The 25185-nt window shown below is 70.3% G+C and carries 26 protein-coding genes; 12 read left to right on the forward strand and 14 right to left on the reverse strand.

Annotation, left to right across the window (positions count from 1 at the left end):
* Window positions 1–64: 64 nt before the first annotated feature.
* Complete coding sequence (locus ACIBO2_RS52515; RefSeq protein WP_397304805.1) at window positions 65–979, reverse strand: LysR family transcriptional regulator; 915 nt, start codon at window positions 977–979, stop codon at window positions 65–67.
* A 130-nt stretch (window positions 980–1109) separates the two neighbouring features.
* Here ACIBO2_RS52515 and dnaE point away from each other — a divergent pair, with 130 nt between their 5' ends.
* Complete coding sequence (gene dnaE / locus ACIBO2_RS52520) at window positions 1110–4652, forward strand: DNA polymerase III subunit alpha (protein WP_397304806.1); 3543 nt, start codon at window positions 1110–1112, stop codon at window positions 4650–4652.
* A gap of 26 nt (window positions 4653–4678) precedes the next feature.
* On the opposite strand, the gene ACIBO2_RS52525 is transcribed toward dnaE, so the two are convergent.
* The 4 genes from ACIBO2_RS52525 to ACIBO2_RS52540 form a co-directional block, all read right to left on the reverse strand.
* Complete coding sequence (locus ACIBO2_RS52525; protein WP_358548221.1) at window positions 4679–5389, reverse strand: hypothetical protein; 711 nt, start codon at window positions 5387–5389, stop codon at window positions 4679–4681.
* Window positions 5390–5559: 170 nt separating this feature from the next.
* Window positions 5560–6594 carry a zinc-binding dehydrogenase gene (locus tag ACIBO2_RS52530; RefSeq protein WP_397304807.1) on the reverse strand — a complete coding sequence of 345 codons (1035 nt, stop codon included), beginning with the start codon at window positions 6592–6594 and terminating at the stop codon, window positions 5560–5562.
* Window positions 6595–6629: 35 nt separating this feature from the next.
* Window positions 6630–6764: a hypothetical protein gene (locus ACIBO2_RS52535; RefSeq protein ID WP_397304808.1), complete on the reverse strand. Its 135-nt coding sequence runs from the start codon at window positions 6762–6764 to the stop codon at window positions 6630–6632.
* 67 nt (window positions 6765–6831) lie between these two features.
* Window positions 6832–8286 carry an MFS transporter gene (locus ACIBO2_RS52540; protein ID WP_397304809.1) on the reverse strand — a complete coding sequence of 485 codons (1455 nt, stop codon included), beginning with the start codon at window positions 8284–8286 and terminating at the stop codon, window positions 6832–6834.
* Window positions 8287–8454: 168 nt separating this feature from the next.
* Between ACIBO2_RS52540 and ACIBO2_RS52545 the strand changes: the two genes are divergently transcribed.
* Together ACIBO2_RS52545 and ACIBO2_RS52550 are read left to right on the forward strand one after the other, a co-directional pair.
* Window positions 8455–9348 carry a helix-turn-helix transcriptional regulator gene (locus ACIBO2_RS52545; protein WP_358548240.1) on the forward strand — a complete coding sequence of 298 codons (894 nt, stop codon included), beginning with the start codon at window positions 8455–8457 and terminating at the stop codon, window positions 9346–9348.
* 29 nt (window positions 9349–9377) lie between these two features.
* Window positions 9378–9980, forward strand: coding sequence for a class I SAM-dependent methyltransferase (locus ACIBO2_RS52550; protein WP_358548243.1), 603 nt, complete (start codon window positions 9378–9380; stop codon window positions 9978–9980).
* Here ACIBO2_RS52550 and ACIBO2_RS52555 read toward each other — a convergent pair.
* The gene (locus tag ACIBO2_RS52555) at window positions 9947–10288 is read right to left on the reverse strand and encodes a hypothetical protein (protein ID WP_358548246.1); all 342 of its coding nucleotides are present in this window, start codon (window positions 10286–10288) and stop codon (window positions 9947–9949) included. The genes ACIBO2_RS52550 and ACIBO2_RS52555 overlap by 34 nt on opposite strands.
* Before the next feature lie 55 nt (window positions 10289–10343).
* Complete coding sequence (locus tag ACIBO2_RS52560; protein ID WP_358548249.1) at window positions 10344–10634, reverse strand: hypothetical protein; 291 nt, start codon at window positions 10632–10634, stop codon at window positions 10344–10346.
* A gap of 112 nt (window positions 10635–10746) precedes the next feature.
* On the opposite strand from ACIBO2_RS52560, the gene ACIBO2_RS52565 reads away from it, so the two are divergent.
* From ACIBO2_RS52565 to ACIBO2_RS52590, 6 genes are read left to right on the forward strand one after another with little or no spacing between them, the layout of a single operon-like run.
* Complete coding sequence (locus tag ACIBO2_RS52565) at window positions 10747–11703, forward strand: carbohydrate ABC transporter permease (protein WP_397304810.1); 957 nt, start codon at window positions 10747–10749, stop codon at window positions 11701–11703.
* On the forward strand, window positions 11703–12524 hold the full coding sequence (locus tag ACIBO2_RS52570; protein WP_358548256.1) for a carbohydrate ABC transporter permease: 822 nt from the start codon (window positions 11703–11705) through the stop codon (window positions 12522–12524). The genes ACIBO2_RS52565 and ACIBO2_RS52570 overlap by 1 nt, the downstream gene beginning before the upstream one ends.
* Window positions 12521–15244, forward strand: a complete 2724-nt coding sequence (locus ACIBO2_RS52575; RefSeq protein ID WP_397304811.1) for a family 78 glycoside hydrolase catalytic domain — start codon at window positions 12521–12523, stop codon at window positions 15242–15244. Before ACIBO2_RS52570 ends, ACIBO2_RS52575 begins: the two co-directional genes overlap by 4 nt.
* A gap of 32 nt (window positions 15245–15276) precedes the next feature.
* Window positions 15277–16251 carry an extracellular solute-binding protein gene (locus ACIBO2_RS52580; protein ID WP_397304812.1) on the forward strand — a complete coding sequence of 325 codons (975 nt, stop codon included), beginning with the start codon at window positions 15277–15279 and terminating at the stop codon, window positions 16249–16251.
* Between the two features lie 42 nt (window positions 16252–16293).
* Window positions 16294–17169, forward strand: coding sequence for a dihydrodipicolinate synthase family protein (locus tag ACIBO2_RS52585; RefSeq protein ID WP_358548264.1), 876 nt, complete (start codon window positions 16294–16296; stop codon window positions 17167–17169).
* Between the two features lie 40 nt (window positions 17170–17209).
* Window positions 17210–18412 carry a sialidase family protein gene (locus ACIBO2_RS52590; RefSeq protein WP_358548267.1) on the forward strand — a complete coding sequence of 401 codons (1203 nt, stop codon included), beginning with the start codon at window positions 17210–17212 and terminating at the stop codon, window positions 18410–18412.
* Between the two features lie 40 nt (window positions 18413–18452).
* Here ACIBO2_RS52590 and ACIBO2_RS52595 read toward each other — a convergent pair whose 3' ends face one another.
* From ACIBO2_RS52595 to trpB, 5 genes are all read right to left on the reverse strand, one after another.
* On the reverse strand, window positions 18453–18764 hold the full coding sequence (locus ACIBO2_RS52595; protein ID WP_357955136.1) for a type II toxin-antitoxin system PemK/MazF family toxin: 312 nt from the start codon (window positions 18762–18764) through the stop codon (window positions 18453–18455).
* The gene (locus ACIBO2_RS52600; RefSeq protein WP_358548269.1) at window positions 18761–19012 is read right to left on the reverse strand and encodes a hypothetical protein; all 252 of its coding nucleotides are present in this window, start codon (window positions 19010–19012) and stop codon (window positions 18761–18763) included. The genes ACIBO2_RS52595 and ACIBO2_RS52600 overlap by 4 nt, the downstream gene beginning before the upstream one ends.
* Before the next feature lie 81 nt (window positions 19013–19093).
* The gene (locus ACIBO2_RS52605; protein WP_397304813.1) at window positions 19094–19849 is read right to left on the reverse strand and encodes a GntR family transcriptional regulator; all 756 of its coding nucleotides are present in this window, start codon (window positions 19847–19849) and stop codon (window positions 19094–19096) included.
* A 40-nt stretch (window positions 19850–19889) separates the two neighbouring features.
* Window positions 19890–20702 (reverse strand): tryptophan synthase subunit alpha, encoded by an 813-nt coding sequence (gene trpA / locus ACIBO2_RS52610; protein WP_397304814.1) that lies wholly within the window; start codon window positions 20700–20702, stop codon window positions 19890–19892.
* Window positions 20699–21904, reverse strand: a complete 1206-nt coding sequence (gene trpB / locus ACIBO2_RS52615; RefSeq protein WP_397304849.1) for a tryptophan synthase subunit beta — start codon at window positions 21902–21904, stop codon at window positions 20699–20701. Before trpB ends, trpA begins: the two co-directional genes overlap by 4 nt.
* Window positions 21905–22029: 125 nt before the next feature.
* Here trpB and ACIBO2_RS52620 point away from each other — a divergent pair, with 125 nt between their 5' ends.
* Window positions 22030–22362: a helix-turn-helix transcriptional regulator gene (locus ACIBO2_RS52620; RefSeq protein ID WP_358548276.1), complete on the forward strand. Its 333-nt coding sequence runs from the start codon at window positions 22030–22032 to the stop codon at window positions 22360–22362.
* A complete protein-coding gene (locus tag ACIBO2_RS52625) occupies window positions 22359–23318 on the forward strand; it encodes a hypothetical protein (RefSeq protein WP_397304816.1) in 960 nt (319 codons plus the stop codon). Before ACIBO2_RS52620 ends, ACIBO2_RS52625 begins: the two co-directional genes overlap by 4 nt.
* Here ACIBO2_RS52625 and ACIBO2_RS52630 read toward each other — a convergent pair.
* Both ACIBO2_RS52630 and ACIBO2_RS52635 read right to left on the reverse strand, forming a co-directional pair.
* A complete protein-coding gene (locus ACIBO2_RS52630) occupies window positions 23266–23895 on the reverse strand; it encodes a class I SAM-dependent methyltransferase (protein WP_397304817.1) in 630 nt (209 codons plus the stop codon). The two genes, ACIBO2_RS52625 and ACIBO2_RS52630, sit on opposite strands and share 53 nt — an antisense overlap.
* Before the next feature lie 115 nt (window positions 23896–24010).
* Window positions 24011–24574 carry a TetR-like C-terminal domain-containing protein gene (locus ACIBO2_RS52635; RefSeq protein ID WP_358548284.1) on the reverse strand — a complete coding sequence of 188 codons (564 nt, stop codon included), beginning with the start codon at window positions 24572–24574 and terminating at the stop codon, window positions 24011–24013.
* Between the two features lie 75 nt (window positions 24575–24649).
* Between ACIBO2_RS52635 and ACIBO2_RS52640 the strand changes: the two genes are divergently transcribed.
* Window positions 24650–25153, forward strand: a complete 504-nt coding sequence (locus tag ACIBO2_RS52640) for an FBP domain-containing protein (RefSeq protein WP_358548287.1) — start codon at window positions 24650–24652, stop codon at window positions 25151–25153.
* Window positions 25154–25185 lie beyond the last annotated feature (32 nt).

Here is a 25185-nt window from a genome sequence, read left to right on the forward strand (position 1 = left end):
CCTTGTCGTGCGTGATGGTCGTGACCCATGGTGCTCCGGCCGCGCGACTACCCGGAAGGCGGGGTTACCCAGCAGGGAATGAGGCGCGGTCGGGTTCGGGGAGCCATTGGTGGTCCGGGTCGAAGGGCTGGTAGTCGCGGGTGACGAAGTCGATCAGCGCGATCAGCAGCGGGTGACGGTTCTGGTGGTGGTGGAGCAGCAGGAACGGGTACGCGGGCACGGGATCGACCAGCGGGATCCGTACGGTGTCTTGACGCCAGGGCAGGCGGGTGCGTTCGCCGACGATGCTCACCCGCCCGGCGACGCCGACCTGTTCCACGAAGTGCTCCCAGCCGAAGTCGGGCCCGGAGACGTCCATCGTGATGGCGAAGTCGGCGCCGAGGGAGTCGTAGAACTCGGCCCATTCGCTGCCGGGGGCGTTGCCGGGCATCCACACGCTGGTCCCTGAGAGCTGCGCCATCCGTACGGACGGCTGATCGGCGAGCGGGTGGTCGCGGTTGACCAGGAGGTGGAGAGGCTCGCAGTAGGCGGGGACGGCTCGGAGCTCCTCCTCCAGCGTGCCGCTGACGCGGCAGTAGGCGGCGTCGACGGAGCCTCGGGTGAGGGCGGCGCGGGCGCTTCTGTACCCGTTCGAGGTGATGATCTCGATGTCCGCCTCGGAGGTCGCGTCGTGGAAGGAGCGGATCAGGTCGATGGAGGCGACCCGGGTGTCGAGGACATCGACCCGCAGCGCGCGCCGCCGTCGGCGCAGCCCCTCCCGCGCCTGGTCGGCGATGCCGATCAGGGCGCGCGCGTGGGGCAGGAACGCCTGGCCGTCCTCGGTGAGGTCGGCCCCGTTGCGCGAACGGAAGAACAGCCGCAGGCCGAGATCGGACTCCAGCTTCGCGATCCGCTTGGAGATGGCCTGCTGGGTGATGCCCAGACGGGCCGCGGCCTCGCTGAAGTAGCGGTCCTCGGTGACGGCGACGAAGGCGCGCACGGTGCCGAGATCCAGGTCTGCGGATACAACCGGTGGTTGTGAAGTTTCGGTGTGTCGATTGTTGGACAACCCCGCCTGCTCTCGGGTCGAATGCACGGGTTCGCCCAAGAGCCTACAACCAGGGGGAGTAGTGTTCGTACACCTGCACGTCCATACCGAGTACAGCATGCTCGACGGGGCCGCCAAGGTCGGCCTGCTGATGGACGAGGTGTCCCGTCAGGGGATGCCCGCGGTGGCGATGAGCGATCACGGGAACGTGCACGGGGCGTACGAGTTCTACCAGTCGGCGCGCAAGGCGGGCGTCAAGCCGATCATCGGCATCGAGAGCTACGTCGCGCCCGCCTCACGGCGTCACCGGCAGCCCGTGTACTACAGCGACAACCTGGCGCTGCGCCGCTCCAACGACGAGACGGGGGAGGGCGGGGACGTCTCGGGGCGCGGGCTGTACACGCACATGACGATGTGGGCTGATGGCGCGGAGGGGCTGAAGAACCTGTTCCGGCTCCAGTCGCGGGCTTGGCTAGAGGGCCATGTCCAGAAATATCCGCGCATGGATGATGAACTGTTCGCGGAGCACGGCCGAGGGATCATCGCCACGACCGGGTGCCCGTCCGGGGAGGTACAGACCAGGCTCCGGCTCGGCCAGTACGACCAGGCCCGCGAGGCCGCCGCCCGCTACCGCGACATCTTCGGCAAGGACAACTACTTCCTGGAGCTGATGGACCACGGCCTGGCCATCGAGCGCCGAGTCCGCGACGAGCTGCTCAAACTGGGCAAGGAGCTCAACCTGCCGCCCCTGGCCACCAACGACTCCCACTACGTCACCGAGGCCCAGGCCCAGGCGCACGACGCGCTGCTGTGTGTCGGCACCGGCAAGCGGCTCGCCGACGCCGAGCGCTTCCGTTTCAGCGGCAGCGGCTACTTCGTCAAACCGGCGGAGGAGATGCGGGCGCTGTGGGACGCCGAGGTTCCCGGCGCGTGCGACAACACGCTGCTGATCGCCGAACGGGTCGGCGACTACGGCGAGGTGTTCGCCCACCGGGACCTGACGCCGCGCTTCCCCGTACCGGAGGGCGAGAGCGAGTCAAGCTGGCTGCGCAAGGAGACCCTCGACGGCGCACGCCGACGCTACGACGGCCACCCGCCGCAGGACGTGCTCGACCGCATCGACTACGAGCTGTCGGTGATCGACACCATGGGTTTTCCCGGCTACTTCCTGGTGGTCGCCGACATCTGCCGGTACGCCCGCGACAACGGCATCGGCCTGGGCCCCGGCCGCGGCTCGGCCACCGGGTCGATGGTCGCGTACTGCACGGGCATCACCCAGCTCGACCCGATCGAGCACAAGCTCATCTTCGAACGCTTCCTCAACCCCGAACGCATCACCATGCCCGACGTCGACCTGGACTTCGACGACCGGCGGCGGGACGAGATGATCGACTACGTCACCCGCAGGTACGGCGAGGACCGGGTCTGCCAGATCGTCACGTTCAGCACCATCAAGGCCAAGGCCGCGATCAAGGACTCCTGCCGGGTGCTCGGCCTGCCGTACGCGCTGGGCGACCGCGTCACCAAGGCCTTCCCCGCGGCGGACGGCGGCAAGGAGATCCCGCTCGCCGCGATCCACGACCCCGGCCACCCCCGCCACGGCGAGGCGGCCGAACTGCGGACGATGTACGAGCAGGACCCTGACGTCAAACGGGTGATCGACACCGCGACCGGCCTGGAGGGCCTGACCCGGGGCACCGGCGTCCACGCCGCCGGGGTGATCCTGTCCTCCGATCCGCTGATCGACGTGATCCCGCTGACCAGACCGAAGGCCGACGGCCCGGTGATCACCGGCTTCCCCTTCACCCAGGCCGAGGACATGGGCCTGCTGAAGATGGACTTCCTCGGCCTGCGCAACCTCACCGTCATCGGCGACGCGATCGCCAACGTCCGCGCCAACAAGGGTGCCGATATCGACATCCTGGAGGTCCCGCTCGACGACGCCACGACATACGAGCTGCTGGCCCGCGGCGACACGCTCGGGGTCTTCCAGCTCGACAGCGGCGGCATGCGGGTGCTGCTGAAGCTGATGCAGCCGACCACGTTCACCGACATCGCCGCCGTGAATGCGCTTTACCGCCCTGGCCCGATGGAGATGAACGCCCACACCAACTACGCGCTGCGCAAGACGGGCAAACAACCGGTCGAGCCGATCCACCCCGAACTGGGCGAGGCGCTCGAACCCATCCTCGGCGACACCTACCACCTGGTCGTCTTCCAGGAACAGGTGATGGCCATCGCCCAGCAGCTCGCCGGTTACTCGCTCGGCGGCGCCGACATGCTTCGCCGGGCCATGGGCAAGAAGAAGAAGGAAGTCCTGGACGCCGAATGGGACAAGTTCTCGGCGGGCATGCGCGGGCAAGGCTTCTCCAGCGAGGCGATCTCGGCTGTCTGGGATGTTCTGGTGCCCTTCAGCGGGTACGGCTTTAACAAGTCGCATACCGCCGGGTACGGCCTGGTCTCGTACTGGACCGCCTACCTCAAGGCCAACCACCCGTGCGAGTACCTGGCCGCGCTGCTCACCTCCGTCGGCGACGACAAGGACAAGATGGCCGTCTATCTGTCCGACTGCCGGCGGCTGGGCATCAAGGTGCTGCCCCCCGACGTCAACGCCAGCGTGCTGGACTTCGCCGCCGTCGGCTCCGACATCCGCTTCGGGCTGGCCGCCGTACGCAACGTCGGGTCCAACGTCGTGGACGCGATCGTCACCACCCGCTCGGCCAAGGGCAACTACACCGATTTCAATGACTTCCTCGCCAAGGTCCCGTCCGTCGTCTGCAACAAGCGGGTCATCGAGTCGCTGGCCACGGCGGGCGCGTTCGACGGCATGGGGCATCACCGCAAGGCCCTGGTGGCGGTCCACGAGCAGGCCGTCGACGCGGTCGTCGACGTCAAGCGCAACGAGGCGCACGGTCAGGACTCCCTGTTCGGCGAACCGGGACAGACCAGCGCCTTCTCCATCGCCATCCCGGAGGGGGAGTGGGACAAGGCCACCCTGCTCGCCTACGAGCGCGAGATGCTCGGCCTGTACGTCTCCAGCCACCCACTCGACGGCGCCGAACGCGTTCTGGACGCCAACCGCGACACCACGATCGCCGACCTGCTCGCCTCCGGGCGGCAGGACGGCCCGGTCCGGGTCAGCGGCATCGTCTCCGGCCTGCAGCGCAAGGTCACCAAACAGGGCAGCCCGTGGGCGATCGTCACCCTTGAGGATCACGACGCCGCCGTGGAGTGCCTGATCTTCCCCAAGACGTACATTCTGTACGGCGAGACGCTGGCCGAGGACCGGGTGATCTCGGTGCGCGGACGGATCAACGTCCGCGACGAGACACTGAGCGTGTACGGCGAGGACATCGCCGTCCTCGACATCACCACGGCCAACACCGAGCTACCCGTGGTGATCTCGCTCCAGGAGAGCCTGCTGAACCGGCGGGTTGTGGAGGAGTTCAAGCACATCCTGACCGCTCATCCCGGTCGCGCGCCCGTACATGTGCGCTTGCACCGCCATGGCGCGAAAGGGGTGCTCCTGAACCTGGAACCCTTCCAGATCACCCCAGGGCCGGCGTTCTACGGCGACATCAAGGCCCTGTTCGGCCCCAACGCCATCGCGTACGGCGGGGCGTAGGCGTCTCATCATGGGCCGCTGGCGCCCTAAGTGACGGCGATGGCGGGAGCCACGCGCGCCGATCCGATGCCGCGGTCGGGCTTGCCGAGCCGGAAACGCACCTTGCCCTTGAGCACGGTGCCGGATTCGGCATGGCCTTCGGTGAGGCCCTCGCCGGGGAACAGCGTGAACGTCCACCTCGCGTTCGATTCGCAGTCGGGCAGGTCACGCCCGCTTTGCAGGACTCGGGCGCCCCAGAGCTGACGGATCATCAGCGTCCTGGTGTCCGTGCCCGCCACCGTGAACGACGCCGCCGGCCCGTCCACGATCTGGTGGTGACTACCCAGAGACGGCCCATAGACCCCGGTGACCGTGGCGACCATGGTCCACGGCCTGCCGGGTCGGACGCCGAGGACACCTGCGGGCAGCCGCGCGTCGAACACGTCCTCGGTGGGCGTGTCGAGCTGATCCGCTCGCATGGCCGCGGCCATCGGGCCCCGGGTGTCCAACCGACCAGGGTCGGGTACCAGCAGAATCCCGTACATCGCCTCCTCCGCGAAGCGAGCCGAGGCGAAGTGGTTCCGAAGCGCGAGCACCGCGCGCCCGGCGGCCTCCCACAGATCGTCGGAGAACGCGGCCGCCAGGTAGTCAGGCGTCACCGCAGGTAGCCCGGCCCGCGCCACCGCTTCGGCCACGGATTCGCAGCACGACCACCCGGACTCGGCCAGCCGCGCGATCTGCTCGGCCTTGAACGACATCACTCACCTGCGCCCAATGGGAGAAACGGACCGCTGAACGCGTCCGAGGCTCACGATACGGACATCAGCTTGGAGTTGCCGACCGGACTACTACTCGGCTGCACGCCGAGCGCAGCAGTGTGCCGATGACAACTCCGCCCCTGCCGCTCTTCGAACAGAGCGAGGAGAGATCAGGGGCGGATGAGCGCCTTGAGAGCTTCACGGTCGGCCATGGCGCGGTAGGCGTCGGGGATCTCCTCCAAGCCGACGGTGCGGTCGAAGACGCGGCCTGGGTCGATGACGCCGTTCAGGATGTCGGGCATGAGTTCCTCGATATAGGCGCGGGCCGGTGAGACGCCGCCGGTCAGGGCGATGTTCCGCATGATCATGGCAGGGCCGATGGGGCCGTCCTCGTACTGCGGAACGCCCAGGCGGCTGATCGTGCCGCCGTCGATGACAGTGGCGAAGGCGGTCCGCAGGGCCTCCAGGGCGCCGACGGCCTCCACGACGCGGTCGACGCCGTCGCCGCCGGTCAGCTCGCGCACCCGGGTCGCGCCTTCGTCGCCGCGTTCGGCCACGACGTCGGTGGCGCCGAAGTCGCGGCCCAGGTCGGTGCGGTCGGTGTGCCTGCCCATGAGGATGATCTGTTCGGCGCCCAGGCGCCTGGCGGCGAGCACGGCGGACAGGCCGACCGCGCCGTCGCCGATGACCAGGACGCGGTCGCCGCGCCGGACCCCGGCGGTGACGGCGCCGTGGTGGCCGGTGCCCAGCACGTCCGAGAGCGTCAGCAGGGACGGCAGCAGCGGACTGTTCTCTTCCACGGGGAGCTTGACCAGGGTGCCGTCGGCCTGGGGGACCCGCACTGCCTCGCCCTGGCCGCCGTCCACGCCGTCCAGGCCGTAGCGGCCGCCGTGGCGGCAGGAGGGCTGCAGGCCCTTGCGGCAGAAGTCGCAGGTGTTGTCGCAGTAGGTGAACGGCGTAACGACCAGGTCGCCCGTCTTCAGGGTGCGCGCCTGGGAGCCGGTGTCCTCGATCACGCCGAGGAACTCGTGCCCCATCGGGCGTCCGGTGCCGGTGGCGGGCATGGACTTGTACGGCCACAGGTCGCTGCCGCACACACATGACAGCACCACGCGGACGATCGCGTCGGTGGGCTGCTGGATCTTCGGGTCGGGCCGGTTCTCGACGCGGACGTCGCCGGCACTGTACATCACGGCTGCACGCATGAGGTGCTCCTTTGGATTGCGGGAAGGCGGGTAGGTCAGCGCTCCAGCATCCGCAGCCCGGCCTCGGTGTGGGTGTCGCCGGCGGCCGGGGGCAGGCTGGAGAGCGCCGCGAGCTGCTCCTCCGACAACCGGATGCCGTCGGCGGCGGTGTTCTCCTCGACCCGGCTCACGCGCTTGGTCCCGGGGATGGGAGCGATGTCGTCGCCCTGGGCCAGCAGCCAGCGCTAAACGTCCAGGTCACGCAGTTTGATGTGCTTCATCGTTGCTCTCTCCAATGGATCGATACCTTGATGTGTGTGATCGTCCCTCGCGGGGGACGGGCTTGAGCAGCAGGCTGGCCGCGGCGGTCGCCGCCAGCGCGGCCACGGCGATCAGCAGGCCGGTGTGCAGGCCGGGCACGAAGCCGGCCCGGTCGGCGACCAGGGCGCCGAACACCGCCACGGCCAGCGCGCCGCCGGTCTGGCGGGAGGCGTTGAGCACGCCGCCGGCGGTTCCGGCGCGTTCGGCGGGGACCCGGTCGAGCAGCAGCGCGGTCAGTGACGGTACGGCCAGTGCGCCGCCGGTCCCGACCGGGATCATGAGTACGACCAGCAGCCACGTGGGCGCCGCCGCCGGGGCGGCGATGAGGATCGCCAGGCCGGTCGCCATGAGAAGCTGCCCGGTGATGATCGGCATCCGTGCGCCGAACCTCGCCGACAACCACGCGGAGGTCGGGCTCACGAAGGCGGTCAGCAGGGCCATCGGCACGAAGGCCAGGCCGGTGGACAGCGCGGACAGGCCCCGCATCTCCTGCAAGTACAGGCCGAGCAAGAAGATCATGCCGTAGAAACCGACATTCATCGCGAAGCCCACCGCTGCCGAGATCGCCATGGTCCGCGAACGCAGCAGTGGCAGCGGCACCATCGGATGCGTCCCGCGCGCCTGCGCCACCACGAACACCACGGCCGCCACCACGGCCATGGCCAACGCGAGCAGCACCGGGGGCGCGGCCAGGCCGACGGCCCCGGCCTCGATGGCCCCGTACGTCAGGGCACTCATCGCCGCGACCGCGGCGATCTGCCCGATCCAGTCGATCGGCGCCTCCCGGCGCGGGGAACGCGCGGTGCGTGTGAGCAGGAACAGCGCCGTCAACCCAACGGGAACGTTGACGAAGAAGATCATCCGCCAGTCGATCAGGGTCAGCAGGCCACCGGCCACCGGACCGGCCGCCGTCCCCACCGAGCCGCCCAGCGCCCACATGGAGATCGCCCACGCCCGCTTGGCGGAGTCGGGGAACGCCTCACGGATCAGCGCCAGCGTGGCCGGGAGCATCACCGCCGCACCCGCGCCCTGCACCAGACGTGCCGCGATCAGCACGCCCAGATTCGGGGCCAGGCCGCACGCGGCGGAGGAGGCGACGAACACCGCCAGCCCGACCGCGTACGCCTGCCGTGCGCCGATCCGATCGGACACCGACCCGGCCGACAGCAGCAGCGCGGCGAACATGAGCGTGTAGCCGTCCACGACCCACTGCAGCCCCGCCATGCCGCCCCCGAGGCCGTGGCCGATGGCGGGCAGCGCGACGTTGACGACGAGCGCGTCAAGGGTGATCACGAAGAACCCCAGGAGCGCGGCGATCAGCGCCGGGCCAGATCCGAAACGGCGGTTGGCGAGATCACCGATCGAGGACGTGGGAAGGGTAGCGGTGGACAAGGGATGAATCTCCTGACGAAAGGAAGTGCGACATCGTCACCAACATCCATCGTGCTCAGCGCATTCGCCCGGTGGCAGACCGTGCTGTGCCGGGGAGCCGCGTTCAGGGGTGTGACAGGGCCCCCCTCGGCCGCGCGGTTCGCGGCCGGCGGCTGTAAGACTGAAAGCATGGCTGAGCAGCACAACGACGCCGGCGGCAGCGAGCTGGGCCGCTTTCTGCGCGCCCGTCGTACCCAGATCACCCCTGCCGAGGTCGGCCTGACCGCCGGTCCCGGCCTGCGCCGCACCCCGGGCCTGCGCCGGGAGGAACTCGCCACCCTGGCCGGCGTCAGCATCGACTACTACACCAGGCTGGAGCGCGGCAAGGAGACCCGGCCCAGCCCCGCCGTCATCGACGCCCTCGGCCGCGCCCTGCGCCTGGACGAGGACGAGCACGAGCACCTGCGCGGCCTCGCCGCCCGGGCAGCCCACTACGCGCCCGAACCGCCGCCCCCGCCCAGCCGTACGGTCCGCCCGCACCTGAAGCTCCTGCTGCAGACCATGCGCCCGAACCCGGCCTACATCGTCAGCCGCAGCATGGACCTGCTCGCCTGCAACCCCGGCGGGCTCGCCCTGTACGCCGGGATGGACGACTGGCCGGCCAAGCAACGCAACCTCGCCCGCTACCTGTTCCTCCACCCCACAGCCCGCGAGCTGTTCCCCGACTGGGAGAACCAGATCCGCGGCTGCGTGGCCCGGCTGCGCGCCCAGGCCGGCACCGACCCCGACGCCCCCGACCTCACCAACCTCGTCGGCGAACTCCTGCTCAAGAGCCCCGACTTCGCCAAGCTCTGGGAACGCTACGAGGTCACCGGCCGTAAGAACGCCCGCAAGACCTTCCGCCACCCCCACGTCGGGACGATCACCCTCGACGTCCAGAGCATGCACCTGGAAGGCACTCCCGGCCAGCGCCTGGCCGTGTACGTCGCCGAGCCCGGCACCCCCGACTACGACGCCATGGTCCTGCTGGACCTGGCCACCCCCCACTACGCTCCGCAGACGGCCGAAGAGCGCCAACGCTGACTCACCAGGAGCTCTGGCAAAATGATCAAATGCCAGAAAAGGGCCGCAGGCGATGGAACCACAACATTCATTACCACCCCCGCATCCTCCACGCCGTCCCTGATGGAGCCCGGCGGGCGCTCGACGTCGGCTGCGGCGAAGGCATGCTCGCCCGTGAACTGCGGCGGGCCGTGCCGCAGGTCATCGGTATCGACCTCGACGCGCCCAGCATCGACCAGGCCCGTGAGCAGTCGGACGACGTCGACTACGTCCTCGGCGACTTCCTCACCCATCCGTTCGAGCCCGCCTCGTTCGATGTCGTCGCGTCGGTGGCCACCCTGCATCACATGGACGCCGCCGGCGGGCTGGCCCGGATGCGCGATCTGCTGCGCCCCGGTGGCGTCCTGGCCATCGTCGGCCTCGCCCGCAGCACCATGCCCAGGGACCTGCCGCGCGCCCTCGCCGGCGTCGCGGTCGGCACTTTCCACCGCGCCAGGAAGGGCCTCTGGCAGCATTCGTCCCCTACCGTGTGGCCGCCTCCGGTGACGTATCCGCAGATGCGCGCGTTGGCCGCGGAGATCCTGCCCGGCTCCCACTACCGCCGCCACCTGCTGCTGCGCTACAGCATCGTGTGGCGCAAACCGCAGAACTGAGCCTGCCTTTCCCGCCGCGCGACGGTGGGCATCAGGGTGAAGACGAACACCACGCACAGGACGCCCGTCGCGGCACAGGCCCACCACAGCATCCCGGCCTGGAACAGTACGGCGCCGACGGCCCATCCGGCGAAGCGGGCGATGGCGATGCTCCAGCCATAAAGGGCCTGGTAGGTGCCGTAGGCGCCGTCCGGGGTGAGGTCGGTGATCAGTGCCGCCTCGAAGCCCGCCATGCCGATCTCGCCGATCGACCACACCACCACCGTGACCACGTAGTGCCACGGCCGGCTGGCCAGGCCGAGGCCCACCAGACCGGCAGCCGGGGCAGGCGCGACAGCCAGGAGATGAACAGCGGCTGGAAGATCACAACGATCGCGCCCTTGACGGTGATGAGCAGACCGTACGGGGATGCCGGGAGTCCGTCGGCGGCCAGGCCAAGGGCAGCACGTACGAGGCCTGCGCGTACAGGATCAGGCCGAGCAGCAGGGCCGGCTCGCCGCCGATCAGGGGGCCTACCTGCTTGAACCACGGCAGATTCAGGGGCCGCCCGGCGGGGGTGCGCAGCGCTTGGATGCCGGCGGAGACCTCCCTGAGCGGGGAGTACGCGAACCTGACGGAGGTCAGGTCGTAGGCGGAGAACGCCAGCGTGAGCATGCCAGGGACCCCCTGGATTCTGCTACGGCCGAAGGTATCGCAGGAGCCCGGCCCAAGGGCTGCCGGTCTTGACGCACGCTCTTTGTTAACGGTTAACTGACCACCGTTAACAGTGAACGGAAGGTTTCGGAGTGCTCACGTCGAAGAGGCCCACCATGCGTGCGCGCCCGGCCACCCAAGCGCCGCGAACGGACGGCGGTGGGCGGCGCCGTCGCGGAAGCTGCTGTGGTTCGCGCTGCCCGCGCTCGCCTTCTACGGGTTCGCCGTCGTGGTGCCGACCCTGCGCGGCGGGGCGCTCGCCTTCACCGACTGGGACGGGCTCTCCCCGGACTACAACTTCGTCGGCCTCGACAACTTCGCGCGGATCTTCTCCTCGGACAGTTCGCTCGAAGCGCTGACCATGACGCTCATCTTCGCGCTCGCGATCACGGTGCTGCAGAACGGCGTCGGGCTGCTGCTCGCGGTCGGTCTGCACACGGGCCTGAAGACGCGCAACGTGCTGCGCGTGGTCTTCTTCGCCCCGGTCGTGATCACGCCGGTGGTGGTCGCGTACCTGTGGAAGTTCATGCTCACGCCGGACGGCGCGGTCAACGGCCTGCTGGAGGCGGTCGGGCTGGGCGCGCTGCGGCAGAGCTGGCTCGGCGACCCGACGTGGGCGGCGGTGTCGGTGGTCATGATCGTGGTGTGGCAGCACGCCGGCTACTCGATGGTGATCTACCTGGCGGGCCTGCAGTCGATCTCGCCAGAGGTGATCGAGGCGGCGGCGGTGGACGGCGCGGGCGCGTGGCGCCGCTTCTGGTCGGTGACCTGGCCGCTGCTGGCCACGGCGACCACGATCAACGTGATGCTGACCCTGATCGGCGGATTCAAGATGTTCACCGAGGTGTACGTGCTCACGGGCGGCGGACCGGGTGGGGCGACGGAGACGCTCTCCACGCTGCTCTACAAGTCGGCCTTCCAGTTCGACCAGTTCGGGTACGGCATCGCGCTCGCCCTCGTGCTGGCCGTCATCGTCGCGGTGTTCTCGGTCGCGCAGTACCGGTTGTCCAACCGGCAGGCGGTGAGCTGATGTTCCGCTACACCAAGGGCGTGTTCGCGCGCGAGGCCGTCATGCTCCTGGCCGCCCTCGTGTTCGTGTTGCCGGTCTACATCCTGGTCAACCTGTCCCTGCGGCCGGCCGGCGACGCCTCCTCGCCGCTGCGGCCGGTGACGGCACCGACCTTCGACAACTACCTCGCCGCCTGGGAGCAGGCGGGCCTGGCGGGCGCGCTGGTCAACAGCGCGATCGTGACGGGCGTCAGCGTGGTGCTGATCGTGGTCATCTCCTCGATGGCGGCCTACCCGCTGGCGCGGATCACCTCGAAGCTGTCGTCCACGGTCTTCTGGCTGGTGCTGGCCGGCATGCTGATCCCGTTCCAGGTGGCACTCATCCCGCTCTACCAGACCATGCGCGACGTCGGGCTGCTCGGCTCGTTGTGGGCGCTGGTGATCCTCTATGCCGGCATGCAGGTGCCGTTCTCGATCTTCCTCTACACCGGTTTCCTGCGCGCGATCCCGAGGGAGTACGAGGAGGCGGCCTCGATCGACGGCGCGGGCGCGCTGCGTACCTTCCGCAGCGTCATCTTCCCGCTGCTGCGCCCGGTCACCGGCACCGTCGTCATCCTGAACGCGATCACCGTGTGGAACGACTTCCTGGTCCCGCTGCTGTATCTGAGCGGGACGCCGCGACAGACGGTGACGGTCGCGCTGTACGCCTTCGTCGGGCAGTACGTATCCAACTGGCCGATCGTGTTCGCCGGCCTGGTGATCAGCATCCTGCCGGTGCTGGTCGTCTACTTCCTGCTGCAACGCAGGATCATCAGCGGTTTCGCGGGAGGGCTGAAGGGATGACCGGGTTGCGACCTTACGAGCTGCGGACCGGCGGGCAGCAGGAGCCGCTGGGCGTCGTCGCCGCGCCCTCGTTCTCCTGGCGGCTGGAGTCGGAGCGGCGTGGCGCGCGCCAGCGCTCCTACCGTGTCCGGGTGCGGCACCTGCCGGCGACCGGCGGCGCGGTGCTGGTGTGGGACTCCGGCGTGGTGGAGTCGGACAGCACTGTCGGCGCCCGCTACGGCGGCGGGCCGCTGGTGACGTCGTCGGCCTACGAATGGGAGGTCGAGGTCGAGGACGAGACGGGCGCGCGTACGGTGGCGCGGGCCCGGTTCGGCACCGGGGTGGTGCACGCGGGGGAGTGGCGGGCCGCGTGGATCGGCCGCAACCCGATCTACCGCCAGGTGGCCTCGCCGCCACAGGACACCGACATCAGCTACACGGTGAACAAGCTGCAGCCGGTACGCCGCTTCGTCCACGGCTTCGACCTGACCGAGGCGCCGGCGTCGGCCCGGGTGCACGCGTCGGCGAAGGGCGTGTACCGGCTCTACGTCAACGGCCGTCGGGTCGGGCGGGACGAGCTGGTGCCGGGCTGGACCGAGTATCGGGAGCGGATCACGTACCAGACCTGGGACGTGACCGCCCTGCTGCGGCCCGGCCGCAACACGGTCGCGGCGCTGCTGGGCGACGGCTGGTACGTGGGCTTCATCGGCACCGACCGGCGCCACCAGGCGCAGCACTACGGCACCGAGCCCGAGCTGCTGGTGCAGCTCGACGTGGACGGGGCGGACGGGTCGCGCCGGTCGATCGTCAGCGGCGAGGGGTGGAAGGAGTCGCCGAGCGACATCCTCTACGCCGACCTGCTGATGGGCCAGTACGAGGACTCGCGCCGCGCCGAACCTGGCTGGGAACTGCCGGGACACGACACCTCGACCTGGTCGGCGGCGGTGGTGGCCTCCCGCGACACCTCCACGCTGGTCCCGGAGGCCGACCCGGCGGTGCGGGTGACGGGCCGGGTGCCCGCGGTCGCGGTGACGCCGCGGGGCGGCGGGCGGTTCGTGGTCGACTTCGGGCAGAATGTAGTCGGCCGCGTCGCCCTCACCCTGACGGGCCAGCCCGCCGGCACCCGGGTCCAGCTCACCCACGCCGAGGTGCTCGACGAGCACGGCGACCTCTACACGGCGAACCTGCGCACCGCCGAACCCGTGGACGTCTTCTGGACCGACGGCTCGCCGGCGCAGGTGTTCGAGCCCCGCTTCACCCTGCACGGCTTCCGCTACGCGGAGGTCTCCGGCCTGACCGGGGAGCTCGGCCCCGAGCAGGTCGAGGCGGTCGTGCTGCACAACGGCTTCGCGCTGACCGGCGCGTTCGAGAGCTCCAGCGCGGACCTGAACGCGCTGGCCTCGAACATCACCTGGAGTCTGCGGGGCAACTTCGTGTCGATTCCGACCGACTGCCCGCAGCGCGACGAGCGGCTCGGCTGGCTGGCCGACGCGCAGGTGTTCACGCCGACCGCGCTGCTGCTGGCCGACGTCGCCCCGCTGCTGCGCCGCTGGCTGCGGGACGTGCGCCTCGGCCAGTCCGCGGACGGCGCGTTCCCCGACCTCTCGCCCCGCCTCATCCACCTGCGGGAGGGCGCGCCGGCCTGGGGCGACGGCGGGGTGACGATCCCCTGGCACCTCTACCGCGCGAGCGGCGACGCCGACGTGCTGCGGGAGTCCGTGGACGCGATGGTCGCCTGGGTACGGCACGTCGAACGGCACAATCCCGGGCTGATCTGGCGCGAGCGCGTCGGCAACAACTACGGGGACTGGCTGCAGGTCGGCGCGGAGACCCCGAAGGACGTGGTGGCCACCGCCTACTTCGCGCACAGCGCCGAGCTGACCGCGCGCAGCCTCGCCGTGCTCGGGCGCGACGCCGAGGCGCGGGAACTGGCCGGCCTCGCCGAGCGCGTCCGCGCGGCCTATCGGGCGGAGTTCGTCGGCCCCGACGGCCGGGTGCACGGCGACACCCAGGGCGCCTACCTGCTCACCCTCGCCTTCGACCTGTGCGCGGCGGGGGAGCGCGGTGCCGTCGCCGAGCGGCTCGTGGCGGCGATCGAACGCCGCGGCGTCTCCCTCACCTCGGGATTCATCACCGTCGGGCTGCTGTGCCCAGTGCTGACCGCGATCGGCCGCTCAGATCTGGCGTACGCGCTGATCAACGACGACCGCTACCCGTCGTGGCTGTTCTCCGTGCGCAACGGGGCGACGACGATCTGGGAGCGCTGGGACGGCTGGACGCCGGAGGGCGGTTTCCAGTCGCCGCGGATGAACAGCTTCAACCACTACTCCCTCGGCGCGGTCGGCGAGTGGTTGTTCACCGGGGTGCTCGGCATCGGGCAGGCGCCCGGCTCGGCCGGGTACGCCGACATCCGGCTCGCGCCGCAGCTCCACACCTCCCTCGACTGGGCGCGCGGCGCGATCGACACCCCTCGCGGGCGCGTTGCCAGCTCCTGGCGCCGCGACGAGGCGGGGTGGTGCGAATGGTCGGTCCTGATACCGCCGGGAGCGGCCGCCGAGGCCGTGCTCCCGGTGCCCTCAGTGGCGATGATCACGGAAGGTGGCGAGGCCGTCACCCGTTCGGAAGGGGTCATCCTCCAGGCGGAGCGGCCGGAGTGCACCCGGCTGCGATTGGCGTCGGGAAGCTACACCTTCCGCTTCCCGGCCGGAGCCGCAACGCCCGTTGTGACGCCGATCCACTGATTTCCCTTCGACCCCCCTGGAGTACGACCAGCATGTTCAACCGGAAGATCGCCGCTCTCGCCGCGGCGGCGCTGACCCTGACCGCCTGCGGGTCGCAGCCGCAGGCGTCGAGCAACGACAAGCCCAAGGCGCTCACCATCGCCACGACGTCGAACAACCAGGCGCCGATGCAGGCGGTGGTCGAGGCGTACAAGAAGAAGACCGGCCTCGACATCAACGTGACCGTGGCCGACACCGCGCAGTACCAGACGACGCTGCGTACCCAACTGTCGTCGGGGACGGCGCCCGACGTGTTCACGGTGTGGCCGGGCAGCGGCAATCCCGGCGCCATCTCCATCCTGCAGAAGGCCGGCTACCTGGCCGACCTCTACGCCGCCGACCCGTCGTTCAACGACAAGATGGCGAAGCAGCAGGCGCGTTTCGCCGACTCCGGCTGGGAGGCCGCCTTCACCAAGTACCTGGAGATGAGCAAGGCGGGCTGCTTCAACGCCGATCCGCTCGGCACCGACGTGACCGCCTCCTACAACCTGGTCAACACCGGGAAGGCCGTCGGCGTGGTGCAGGTGCTCGCCTCGTACTCGCAGATCACCTCGACCGCCCCGAAGGACGCGGAGTTCGGGTTCTTCCCCCTGCCCGGCGGTGACAGCGGCACCAACCCGGTCCCGCGGGGCATCGGCGTGAGCTTCGCGGTCAACGACAAGGCCAAGAACAGGGTGAACGGCCTCGGCTTCGTCGACTGGCTGGCCACGCCGGAGGCCATCAAGGTCTGGTTCGACACCGCGCCCGGCATACCCGCGATCCAGGGGGCCGAGGTCGAGGCGGCGCCGGCCGTGCGGGCGGCGATCGACATCATCGCCGCCGGTCACACCGCGCCCTTCCCGGACTCCGGCTGGCCCAACGCGCAGGTGCAGGCCGCTCACTTCGCCGGGATCCAGCAGCTCTTCTCCGGACAGGCGGACGCCAAGCAGGTGCTGGCCTCGATGGACGAGGCGTACGCCGCCGGTTGATCCGCATATCTCCCCGTATCCCCCATCTCCCGCGAAAGATCCATGACTGAAACCTCGTCACATGACATCATCGCCGCCGTACCCGTGTCGTTCGCTGAGGACGGCGCACTCGACCTGGCCGGGACCCGTGAGATCCTCGCGTACGTCGCGGGCTCCGGGGTCCAGGGGGCGCTCGTGCTCGGCACGACCGGCGAGTTCCCGGCCCTGTCGATAGAGGAGCGCAACGCCGTCGCGGCGCTCGCCGTGGAGGTGCTGCCCGGCATCCGCGTGATCGTGCACGTCGGGGCCGCCAGCCGGTACGAGGTGTCGCGACTCATCGCGGGCGCGCGAGCGGCCGGCGCCCGCGAGATCGCCGTGCTCACCCCGTTCTACCTGCCGACGCCACCCGAAGAGGTCTACGCGTTCTTCCGGGACGTCAGCGCGGACGCCGCCGGGCTGGACATGTTCGTCTACCTCTTCGAGGCACGCACCGGCGTGGCGGTGGACGAGGAACTGCTGGTACGGCTCGCGGGCCTGCCGAACGTCGTGGGGGTGAAGGTCAGCGGCGAATCGCTCGACACGATCGCCTCGTACCGGGCCCGCCTGCCCGAAGGGTTCCTCATCTACACCGGCAGCGACGCCGACTACGCGGCGGCGGCCGCCGCGGGCGCCGACGGGATCGTGTCCGGCGTGGCGTCGGCGTTCGCCAAGCCGTTCGTCGCGATGCGAGCCGCACTGGAGCGCGCGGACGTCGGCGCCGTGGCGCGCCTGCGGGGCGACGTGGACGAGGTGGTGGACGCGATCCGCGGCGAGCCGACGCGGATGCTCGCCGTGCACCGCCTCGCCGGGCGGCCGGTCGGCCGCTCCCGCATGCCGATCCCGGAACCCGACCAGGAGGCCCTGCGGCGGCTCGCCCGCGACCTCCCGCTCCACCACTGACCACCTTGATCGCTTCGCATCCAGCCAAATGGAGAATGCCATGACGCGTACGCGTTCACACCCCTCTGTCCGCACCGCCGCCCTCGCCCTGGCGGCCCTCCTCGCCCTGTCCGCCGCCCCGGCGCACGCCACCACGGACGGCCCGCCGCTGAAGGTGCCCGACGGGCTCATCGACACCTCCAACACCGCCACGCTCGGCCTGGACCGCGCCGCGCGCGCCGAGACCATCACGGTCTTCGCGCCCGGCGCCGAAGACCGGAAGTACAACCACGGCGTCGTCCTCATACCGTTCAAGGGACGGCTGTACGCGCAGTGGCAGAGCTCCGCCGTGGACGAGGACGCGCCCGACACGATCGTCACCTACGCCACCAGCAAAGACGGGAAGAGGTGGTCGAAGCAGATCCCGCTCACCGCGCCGCGCACCGACGGCTACACCTCCAGCGGCGGCTGGTGGACCAACGGGCGGACCCTCGTCGCCTACCTCAACGTCTGGCCACGCGGCCTGACCCCGCGCGGCGGCTACACCGAGTACGTGACCAGCAGGGACGGCCGGCACTGGAGCAGCCCCCGCCGGGTGACCGGAGCCGACGGGCAGCCGGTGAACGGCATCATCGAGCAGGACGTGAAGGCGCTGCCGGGCGGGCGGGTGCTGACCGCGTTCCACATGCAGCCCGGCCTGTTCGTCAAGCCGTACTACACCGACGACCCGCTCGGCGTCTCCGGCTGGAAGCAGGGCGACTTCACCAACCAGCCGAACACCCCGGAGATGAGCCGCGAGCTGGAGCCGAGCTGGTACCGGCGCCCGGACGGCTCGATCGTGATGGTCTTCCGCGACCAGGGCGGCGGAACCCTGCGCAAGCTCGCCGCGGTGAGCACCGACGACGGCGAGACCTGGTCGGCGTCGGTGGAGACCAACGTGCCCGACTCGCGCACCAAGCAGAGCGCGGGGAACCTGCCGGACGGCACCGCCTACCTGGTGGGCAACCCGACCGGCACCCGCAACAGGTACCCCCTGACGGTGCTGACCAGCGCCGACGGGGTGACCTTCGACAAGGCCTACAACCTGCGCACCGCCGAGGACCTGCAGCCGCGCCGCTACGAGGGCCTGTACAAGAACGCCGGGTACAGCTACCCGAAGAGCATCGTGTGGAAGGGCTCTCTGTACGCGGCCTACGGCACCAACAAGGAGGATGTGCAGCTCAGCCGGGTCCCTGTCGCCGACCTCGCGCGGCGGGGGAGGTAGGCCCGCCCGCCGCCGCGGTCCGCGCCGCGCCGGCGGCGCGTCATCCCGTGACGGAGAAGATCGTGCCCAGCATGCTGCGCGCGGCGGCGAGCTGGGCCTCGGGCAGGTCGCCCACCTTGCTCTTGAGCCGGGTGGCCGCCACGGTGCTGATGCGGTCGATCATGGCGGCTCGGTCGTCGCCGACGTCGACGACGAAGGCGGTCAGGGCGTGCGCCAGGTCGGCGGCCTCGACGTGGGCGGTGAGCACGTTGTCGTTGTAGAGCGTGTGGTAGAAGTCGCCGGTCACGACGAGCCGGACTTCCTCACGGTCGCCGAGCTGGACGGTCCACAGCTCGCCGAATCGGTGGCTCACGCGGCCTCGCCGCGGCGCTCGTCGGCGGCCCGCGCGGTGTCGTCGGCGACGATCCGCTCGTCGGCTTCCTGGTGGGCGCTTTCGCCGTAGACCTTGGCGCGGGCGGCCGCGCTGTGGGTGGCGGCGATCTCGCGAAGGGCTCCGCGCTCCAGGACGGTGGAAACGCTGAGCCCGTTCGCCTCAGCGTGCTTGCGTACCGCCTCCAGGACCCACGGGGCGATGCTGACGGATGTTCTCTCCTTGGCCATGATCCGTATGCTACGGCCGATGCGGCGAGAGTGCTACCCGTCGTAATACTCGGGCTCATACTCTCGCTGGCGCGCCGCCACCTAGCTGGTGGCGCGCCAGGTGAGGGACAGGCCGGTCGCGGCGCGTTCGGTGCGGATCTCCATCATGGTGCCCAGGATGGTGGCATGGTCGGACACGACGGGAACGGCGTCGGGCGTATAGGCGATCCGGGTGCTGACGAGCACGGCACTGCCCTCGGGCTCGTGCAGGCGGCGCGCGGCGGCGGGGTCGAGCAGGCCGGGCCGGACCACCTCTGACGCCCGGGCCACCGCCACTCCCGCCTCGGCGAGCGCCGTGTAGAGGGAGACGGCGGTGAAGTCGCGGTCGCGGATCTGGTCGGCCGCCGGCCGGCGTACCCAGGACACCTGGTGTACGGCGGGACGGCCGGCGAACTCGCGGACCCGCTCCAGCCGCAGGGCGGTGTCGCCGGGAGGCAGCCGCAGCTCCGCGGCGATCCGGGCGGGGGCCCGGCGCATCGCCCGCCCGGCCACCACGGTGCGTACGTCGTGGCCTTGTTCCCGCAGATCGTCGGCCAGGCTGCGGAGCGAGCCGAGCTGGTACGCCAGATGGGCCGGGGCCACGAACGTGCCCTTGCCGGGCCGCTGCACGATCAGCTTCTCGTCGCTGAGCTCCCGCAACGCCTGGCGCAGCGTCATGAGGGTCACCCCGTAGGAGGTGCTCAGCTCCCGTTGCGGGGGCAGGGCCGCACCGGGGGCGTAGTGTCCCGACCGGATCTTCGCGGCGAGGTCGGCGGCGATGGCGCGGTATCTCGCCTCATGCCCGGCGTCGGGGGTCATCCTGGTGCGTCACTCCTGGTCGAGGGCCTGGCGTCGGGAGTCATCGTGGTCGGTCACCCTCCTGGTCAAGGGCCTGGCGCAGGGTCGCGAGGAAGGCCCGCAGGTCGTCCGGCCCCGCCCCGTCGAGCACCCGCCGCATGACCGCGGCGCCGACCACCACGCCGTCGGCCTGCCGACCTGCCTCCCGCGCCTGGTCAGGCGTGGAAATGCCAAATCCTAGCAAGACCGGCCGGTCGGTGCCGCGTTTGATCCGCGCGGTGAGCTCCGCCGCCGAGGCGGCGAGGTCGGCCCGCTCGCCGGTGGTGCCCATCACCGACACCGCGTAGACGAATCCGCGACTGCGGCGTGAGATCTCCGCCAGCCTCGGTTGCGGCGTCGACGGCGACGTCAGCAGGGCCAGCTCGATCCCGGCGGCGGCGGCCACGTCCGTCAGCTCGTCCGCCTCGTGTACCGGCAGGTCGGGCACGATCAGGCCGCCGACGCCGGCCCGGCGCAGCGCGGCGCAGAACGTCTCGGGCCCGTCATGCAGCACCAGGTTGTAGTAGGTGCTGGCGACCAGCGGCACGCCCACGCTCTGGACCTCGGCCAGGTCGGCGAGGATCCGGCGGGTGCTCGCCCCCCGGGCCAGTGCCACGCTGCTCGCCTGCTGGATGGTGACGCCGTCGAGCGTGGGGTCGGAGAACGGCAGGCCGACCTCGATCGCGTCCGCGCCGGCCGCGGCGAACGCCTGCAGGTATCGCGTCCAGCCGGGCGTGATGCCCCCGGTGATGTACGGCATGAGCAGACCGCGACCGGTGTCCCGGCGGGCACGCAGGTGGCGTTCGACCTCGCCCGGGGCCAGGATGTCCGTCACAGCAGCTCCTTCAGGGTAGAGATGTCCTTGTCGCCCCGGCCGGACAGCGTCATCAGGACCGTCGATCCGGCGGCCAGGTCGCCGTCACCCGCCGCGCGGATCACCCAGGCGAGGGCGTGCGCCGATTCGAGCGCCGGGACGATCCCCTCGGTGCGCGCCAGCCGTAGCGCCGCGCCGACCGCCTCCTCGTCGGCCACCGTGACGTACCGGGCCCGGCCCAGCTCGCGCAGGTGAGCATGCTCCGGGCCGACCCCCGGGTAGTCGAGGCCGGGGGCGATGGAGTGCGCCTCGACGATCTGCCCGTCGTCGTCCTGCAGGAACAGCGAGCGGCAGCCGTGCAGGACGCCGAGCCTGCCGCGGGCCGCACCGGCGCCGCCCTCCGCCTCGACACCGACGAAGCGCGCCGAGGTGTCGGCGAAGCCGGCGAACGTACCGGCCGCGTTGGATCCGCCGCCGACGCACGCGACCACGTGGTCCGGCACGCCGGTCCGCAGTTCGGCGGCGCACTGCGCGCGGGCCTCGTCGCCGATGACCCGCTGGAACTCCCTGACCATCCATGGGTACGGATCCGGCCCGATGACCGAGCCGACGCAGTAGTGGGAGTCGCCGGTGACGCCCACCCAGTGCCGCATGGCCTCGCTGGTCGCGTCCTTGAGCGTGCGGCTGCCCGTGGTGACCGGGATCACCTCGGCGCCCAGCATGCGCATCCGGAAGACGTTCAGCGCCTGCCGCTCGATGTCGCGCTCGCCCATGAAGACCGTGGCTTCGAGCCCGAGTAGTGCGGCGGCGGTCGCGGTGGCCACCCCGTGCTGGCCCGCTCCCGTCTCGGCGATCAGCCTGCGCCGTCCCATCCGGGTGGCGAGGAGGGCCTGGCCAAGCACGTTGTTGATCTTGTGTGACCCGGTGTGGGTGAGGTCCTCGCGCTTGAGGTACAGCCGCACGCCCAGCTCCTGCGACAGCCGCCGGGCCGGTGTGAGCGGGGTCGGCCGTCCGGCGTGCAAGGCGAGCAGTTCCGCCAGGTCGCCGCGGAAGCCCGCATCCGCCCGTGCCTCCCGGAACGCCTCGTCCACCTCGCGGCACGCCTCCACCAGGGACTCCGGCGCGTACCGCCCGCCGTACTCGCCGAATCGGCCTCGCGCCTCAGGCTCGCCCATCGTCCCGCCCACCGGGACGGGCTCCCGCCATGGCGACATCTCTCGCATCACACACTCACCTCGTTCTATAACTCTTCATAGAGTTCTATAACAGTGAGTGTGACATGGACGAGGTGGGACGCGCCACCCCCTGCGCCGCCCTCATGGAAAGATCATCGGTATATGATGCTCGAATGAGATCGATGCAGGAGCCCACTTTCCTGATCCTTACCGCGCTCGCCGCCGGCCCCCAACATGGCTACGGCCTCATCACCGACGTCGAACAGATCTCCGAGGGCCGGGTGCGGCTGCGCGCCGGGACCCTCTACGCCGCCTTCGACCGCCTGCAGGAAGAGGGCCTCATCGCCGAGGATCGCGAGGAGATCGTGGACGGCCGGGTCCGGCGCTACTACAGGCTGACCGATGACGGGGCGACCCGGCTGGCGGCGGAGGCCGAGCGGATGCGCCGTCACGCGCGAGCGGCATCCACCCGGCTGCGCGCCGCCGGCCTCGGAGGAATGGCGTGACCTCCCTCGAAGCCCGATACCGGCGGCTCCTGGCCTGCTATCCCCACGATCACCGCACCCGGCACGAGGAGGACATGATCGGCGTACTCCTGGCCGGATCACGGCCCGGACAGACCCGCCCGCACCTCGCCGACACGGCCGATCTGCTGGCCGGCGCGGTTCGTGTGCACTGCCGGCGGGCCTTCGGTACGGTGTCGGCGCCCGCCTGGCGGGACGCCGTGGCCGTGGGTGCGGCGCTGTGGCCGCTGCTCATCCTGACCGACACGCTGGCCCGCCAGATCATTTTCCTGGCACCGAGCATCGGGTTCGGCCTGCTTCACCACTGGGCGCAAGAACCGGGGTCAATCCTGTTCTGGGCTCGGCCGGTCATCGTCTTCGCCCTGCCCGTGCTCGCGGTCGCGTTTCGCGACCGGGGGATCGCCGCACTGGGCGCGCTGGCGTTCCTCCTGCACGTCGGCACATCGCCCTTCTTCCTGCCCATGGCACTACCGAACGTCGCCCTGCCCCTTCTGGCGCAACTGGTGGCGGTCGCCGTCGCCTTCACCGGTCCGGCCCGCAAGGGTGCGTCGCACATCCCCTGGCGCACGGTCCTGCTCTGGATGCCGTTCGGCCTGATCGGGCTGGCCGCCAGCAAGGTCGGCAGGCACCTGCTCGACAGCGCCACCAACTATGAGATCGCACTCTGGAAACCGGTGCCGTGGCTCATCATCATGGCGGCGGCAGCGGGATACGCGGCCAGGTCCGTGGTGGGACGGCGCGCGTCGCTGCTGCTGTTCCTGCCCGCAGCGGCGCTGGGCGACCTCGGGAGGCTCCCTTCCCTGCCCACCTCTCTCGCCCTCGCGCAGATCGGCTGCGTGCTCGGCGCTTTCGCGATGGGGACGATGCTCCGGGGCTCCAAGAATCCTAGGAGGGCCGTCGGCGGCCGACGAACACATACTCGCGGCTGTCCTCGGTGAACGGCTCGCGGGCGAACCCGCCGTAGAGCGCCTCCACCTCAAGTCCGGCGACATCCAGAAGCCCGAGCCATTCGTTCTTCGTCGCCCACCAGAAGGAGCTCTTCGCGCCGTCGTCGAGGACAAGGTCGACGCGGTTGTCGCCAACCGCGTAACGAACCGTGTGCGGTACGGGCTTCTCCTGCCGCGCGCCGTCGAGCTGGACCGCGATCCGATGGTCGAAGGCGATGGCGTTCCAGGCGAACCGCCCCTCCGGCCGGAGCGAGGCGGCGACCCGCTCGAAGGTACGGCGACGGTCGGCCCAGGTCGGCAGGTGCTGGAGTGATCGGAACGGGCAGTAGATCAGCGCCGCGGGCTCGTCCAGGGCGAAGTCGCGCATGTCGCACTCGCGCAGGTCGAGTTCCACACCGGCCTCGGCCGCACGGGTGCGGGCTTGCGCGAGCATCGCCGGTGAGACATCGATCCCGACGACTCGCCGGCCGGTCTCCCGCGCCACCGGGATCGCGACCCGCCCGTCCCCGATCGCCAGCTCGACCACCGGCCCGTCCGCCTCGCGTGCGAGGCCAACGTAAAAGTCCACGTCGGCCGTCATATGACTCGACCATTCCTGGTACCGCTTCGCGAATGCTTCGTCCCAGGTCGTCGCCATCGCTCCATGATCGCACCCCGCGTCCTGAAGCGGCCAATGAATAAGCTCAGGCCGGCGGCCAGTTGCGGAGAACGGCGTCGAGGGCGTCCAGCGCTCTGAACCACGAAGCGTCCACGTCACGAGGGTGGCGGCGGAACCCGCCCGCCGTCTCCAGGCTCACGTAGCCATGGAACGTGCTGTGCAGCATGCGTACCGCGTCCGTCTGATCGGGCTCCGAGAGCGCGTATCCGCGCAGTATCGCGCGGGTCATGTCCGAGTGCGGACGCCCCGCGCTGGTGTCCGCTCTGTCGAGCTCGATCTGCATCGCGGCGTACCTGCCCGGATGCTCTTTCGCGTAGCCCCGGTAGGCGTTCGCGAAGGCCACCAGCGCGTCCTTGCCCGCGCGGCCGGCCAGGGCGGCGGCGGCCCTGTCGGCGAGCTCCGCCAGGGCCAGCAACGCCACCCCCACCCTTAGGGCCTGCACGTCCTTGACGTGCGAGTACAGGGCCGCAGGCTTGACGTCGAAACCGCGTGCGAGCGCCGAGACGGTCACGTTCTGAAAACCGATCTCGTCGGCCAGGTCCGCCGCCGCCCTGGTCAGGCGTTCGGCGGTCAATCCCGCGCGTGCCATGTGCCGCCCTTCTCCGTTAACTTACAGGCCTTAAGTATTTGCATAATACCTGTAAGGAAGCTAGCCTCCCCGCCCATGAGAGCAATCACCGAGCGCGACATCCGTACATCATTCGTGAACTGTTCCAAGGGAGAGACCAAGCGGCTGAACGTCCCCAAAGACCTCGCGGACCATCCCTGGGAAGACCTCGACTTCCTCGGGTGGCGAGATCCGGGTGCGCCCGAACGCGCCTACCTGGTCGCCGAACGCGACGGCCCCCTCGTCGGCATCGCGCTGCGGGTGGCATCCGGCGCGTCGCGCGGCTTCACCTCGCGCAGCATGTGCTCGCTGTGCCTGACCACGCACACCAACGGCGGCGTGGCGCTGATGACCGCGCGCCGAACCGGCGAAGCCGGCCGCCTGGGCAACTCGGTCGGGCACTACCTGTGCACCGACCTGGCCTGCTCCCTCTACACGCGCGGGAAGAAGGAGGCGGCAGGGGGCGGGATCATCGATGAGTCCCTCAGCCTGGAGGAGAAGGTCGCCCGCATCCGGGCGAACCTGTACTCCTTCTTGGACAAGGTGGCCGGCCAGGGATAGCGGCCTGATGACTCTGTGGTCATGTCTGCTTT

It is taken from the genome of Nonomuraea sp. NPDC050022 (assembly GCF_044460705.1).
Classification (GTDB): Bacteria; Actinomycetota; Actinomycetes; order Streptosporangiales; family Streptosporangiaceae; genus Nonomuraea.

What these genes read in the sequence shown, in the direction of transcription:
- ACIBO2_RS52525 (WP_358548221.1), bottom strand. Translation starts at nt 5,389, where the DNA reads ATGTCGTTCAAGGCCGAGCAGATCGCGCGGCTGGCCGAGTCCGGGTGG.
- ACIBO2_RS52545 (WP_358548240.1), top strand. Translation starts at nt 8,455, where the DNA reads ATGGCTGAGCAGCACAACGACGCCGGCGGCAGCGAGCTGGGCCGCTTT.
- ACIBO2_RS52575 (WP_397304811.1), top strand. Translation starts at nt 12,521, where the DNA reads ATGACCGGGTTGCGACCTTACGAGCTGCGGACCGGCGGGCAGCAGGAG.
- trpB (WP_397304849.1), bottom strand. Translation starts at nt 21,904, where the DNA reads ATGCGAGAGATGTCGCCATGGCGGGAGCCCGTCCCGGTGGGCGGGACG.
- ACIBO2_RS52530 (WP_397304807.1), bottom strand. Translation starts at nt 6,594, where the DNA reads ATGCGTGCAGCCGTGATGTACAGTGCCGGCGACGTCCGCGTCGAGAAC.
- ACIBO2_RS52635 (WP_358548284.1), bottom strand. Translation starts at nt 24,574, where the DNA reads ATGGCACGCGCGGGATTGACCGCCGAACGCCTGACCAGGGCGGCGGCG.
- ACIBO2_RS52600 (WP_358548269.1), bottom strand. Translation starts at nt 19,012, where the DNA reads ATGGCCAAGGAGAGAACATCCGTCAGCATCGCCCCGTGGGTCCTGGAG.
- ACIBO2_RS52640 (WP_358548287.1), top strand. Translation starts at nt 24,650, where the DNA reads ATGAGAGCAATCACCGAGCGCGACATCCGTACATCATTCGTGAACTGT.
- ACIBO2_RS52550 (WP_358548243.1), top strand. Translation starts at nt 9,378, where the DNA reads ATGCCAGAAAAGGGCCGCAGGCGATGGAACCACAACATTCATTACCAC.
- ACIBO2_RS52560 (WP_358548249.1), bottom strand. Translation starts at nt 10,634, where the DNA reads ATGCTCACGCTGGCGTTCTCCGCCTACGACCTGACCTCCGTCAGGTTC.
- ACIBO2_RS52570 (WP_358548256.1), top strand. Translation starts at nt 11,703, where the DNA reads ATGTTCCGCTACACCAAGGGCGTGTTCGCGCGCGAGGCCGTCATGCTC.
- ACIBO2_RS52605 (WP_397304813.1), bottom strand. Translation starts at nt 19,849, where the DNA reads ATGACCCCCGACGCCGGGCATGAGGCGAGATACCGCGCCATCGCCGCC.
- ACIBO2_RS52620 (WP_358548276.1), top strand. Translation starts at nt 22,030, where the DNA reads ATGAGATCGATGCAGGAGCCCACTTTCCTGATCCTTACCGCGCTCGCC.
- ACIBO2_RS52585 (WP_358548264.1), top strand. Translation starts at nt 16,294, where the DNA reads ATGACTGAAACCTCGTCACATGACATCATCGCCGCCGTACCCGTGTCG.
- ACIBO2_RS52580 (WP_397304812.1), top strand. Translation starts at nt 15,277, where the DNA reads ATGTTCAACCGGAAGATCGCCGCTCTCGCCGCGGCGGCGCTGACCCTG.
- ACIBO2_RS52590 (WP_358548267.1), top strand. Translation starts at nt 17,210, where the DNA reads ATGACGCGTACGCGTTCACACCCCTCTGTCCGCACCGCCGCCCTCGCC.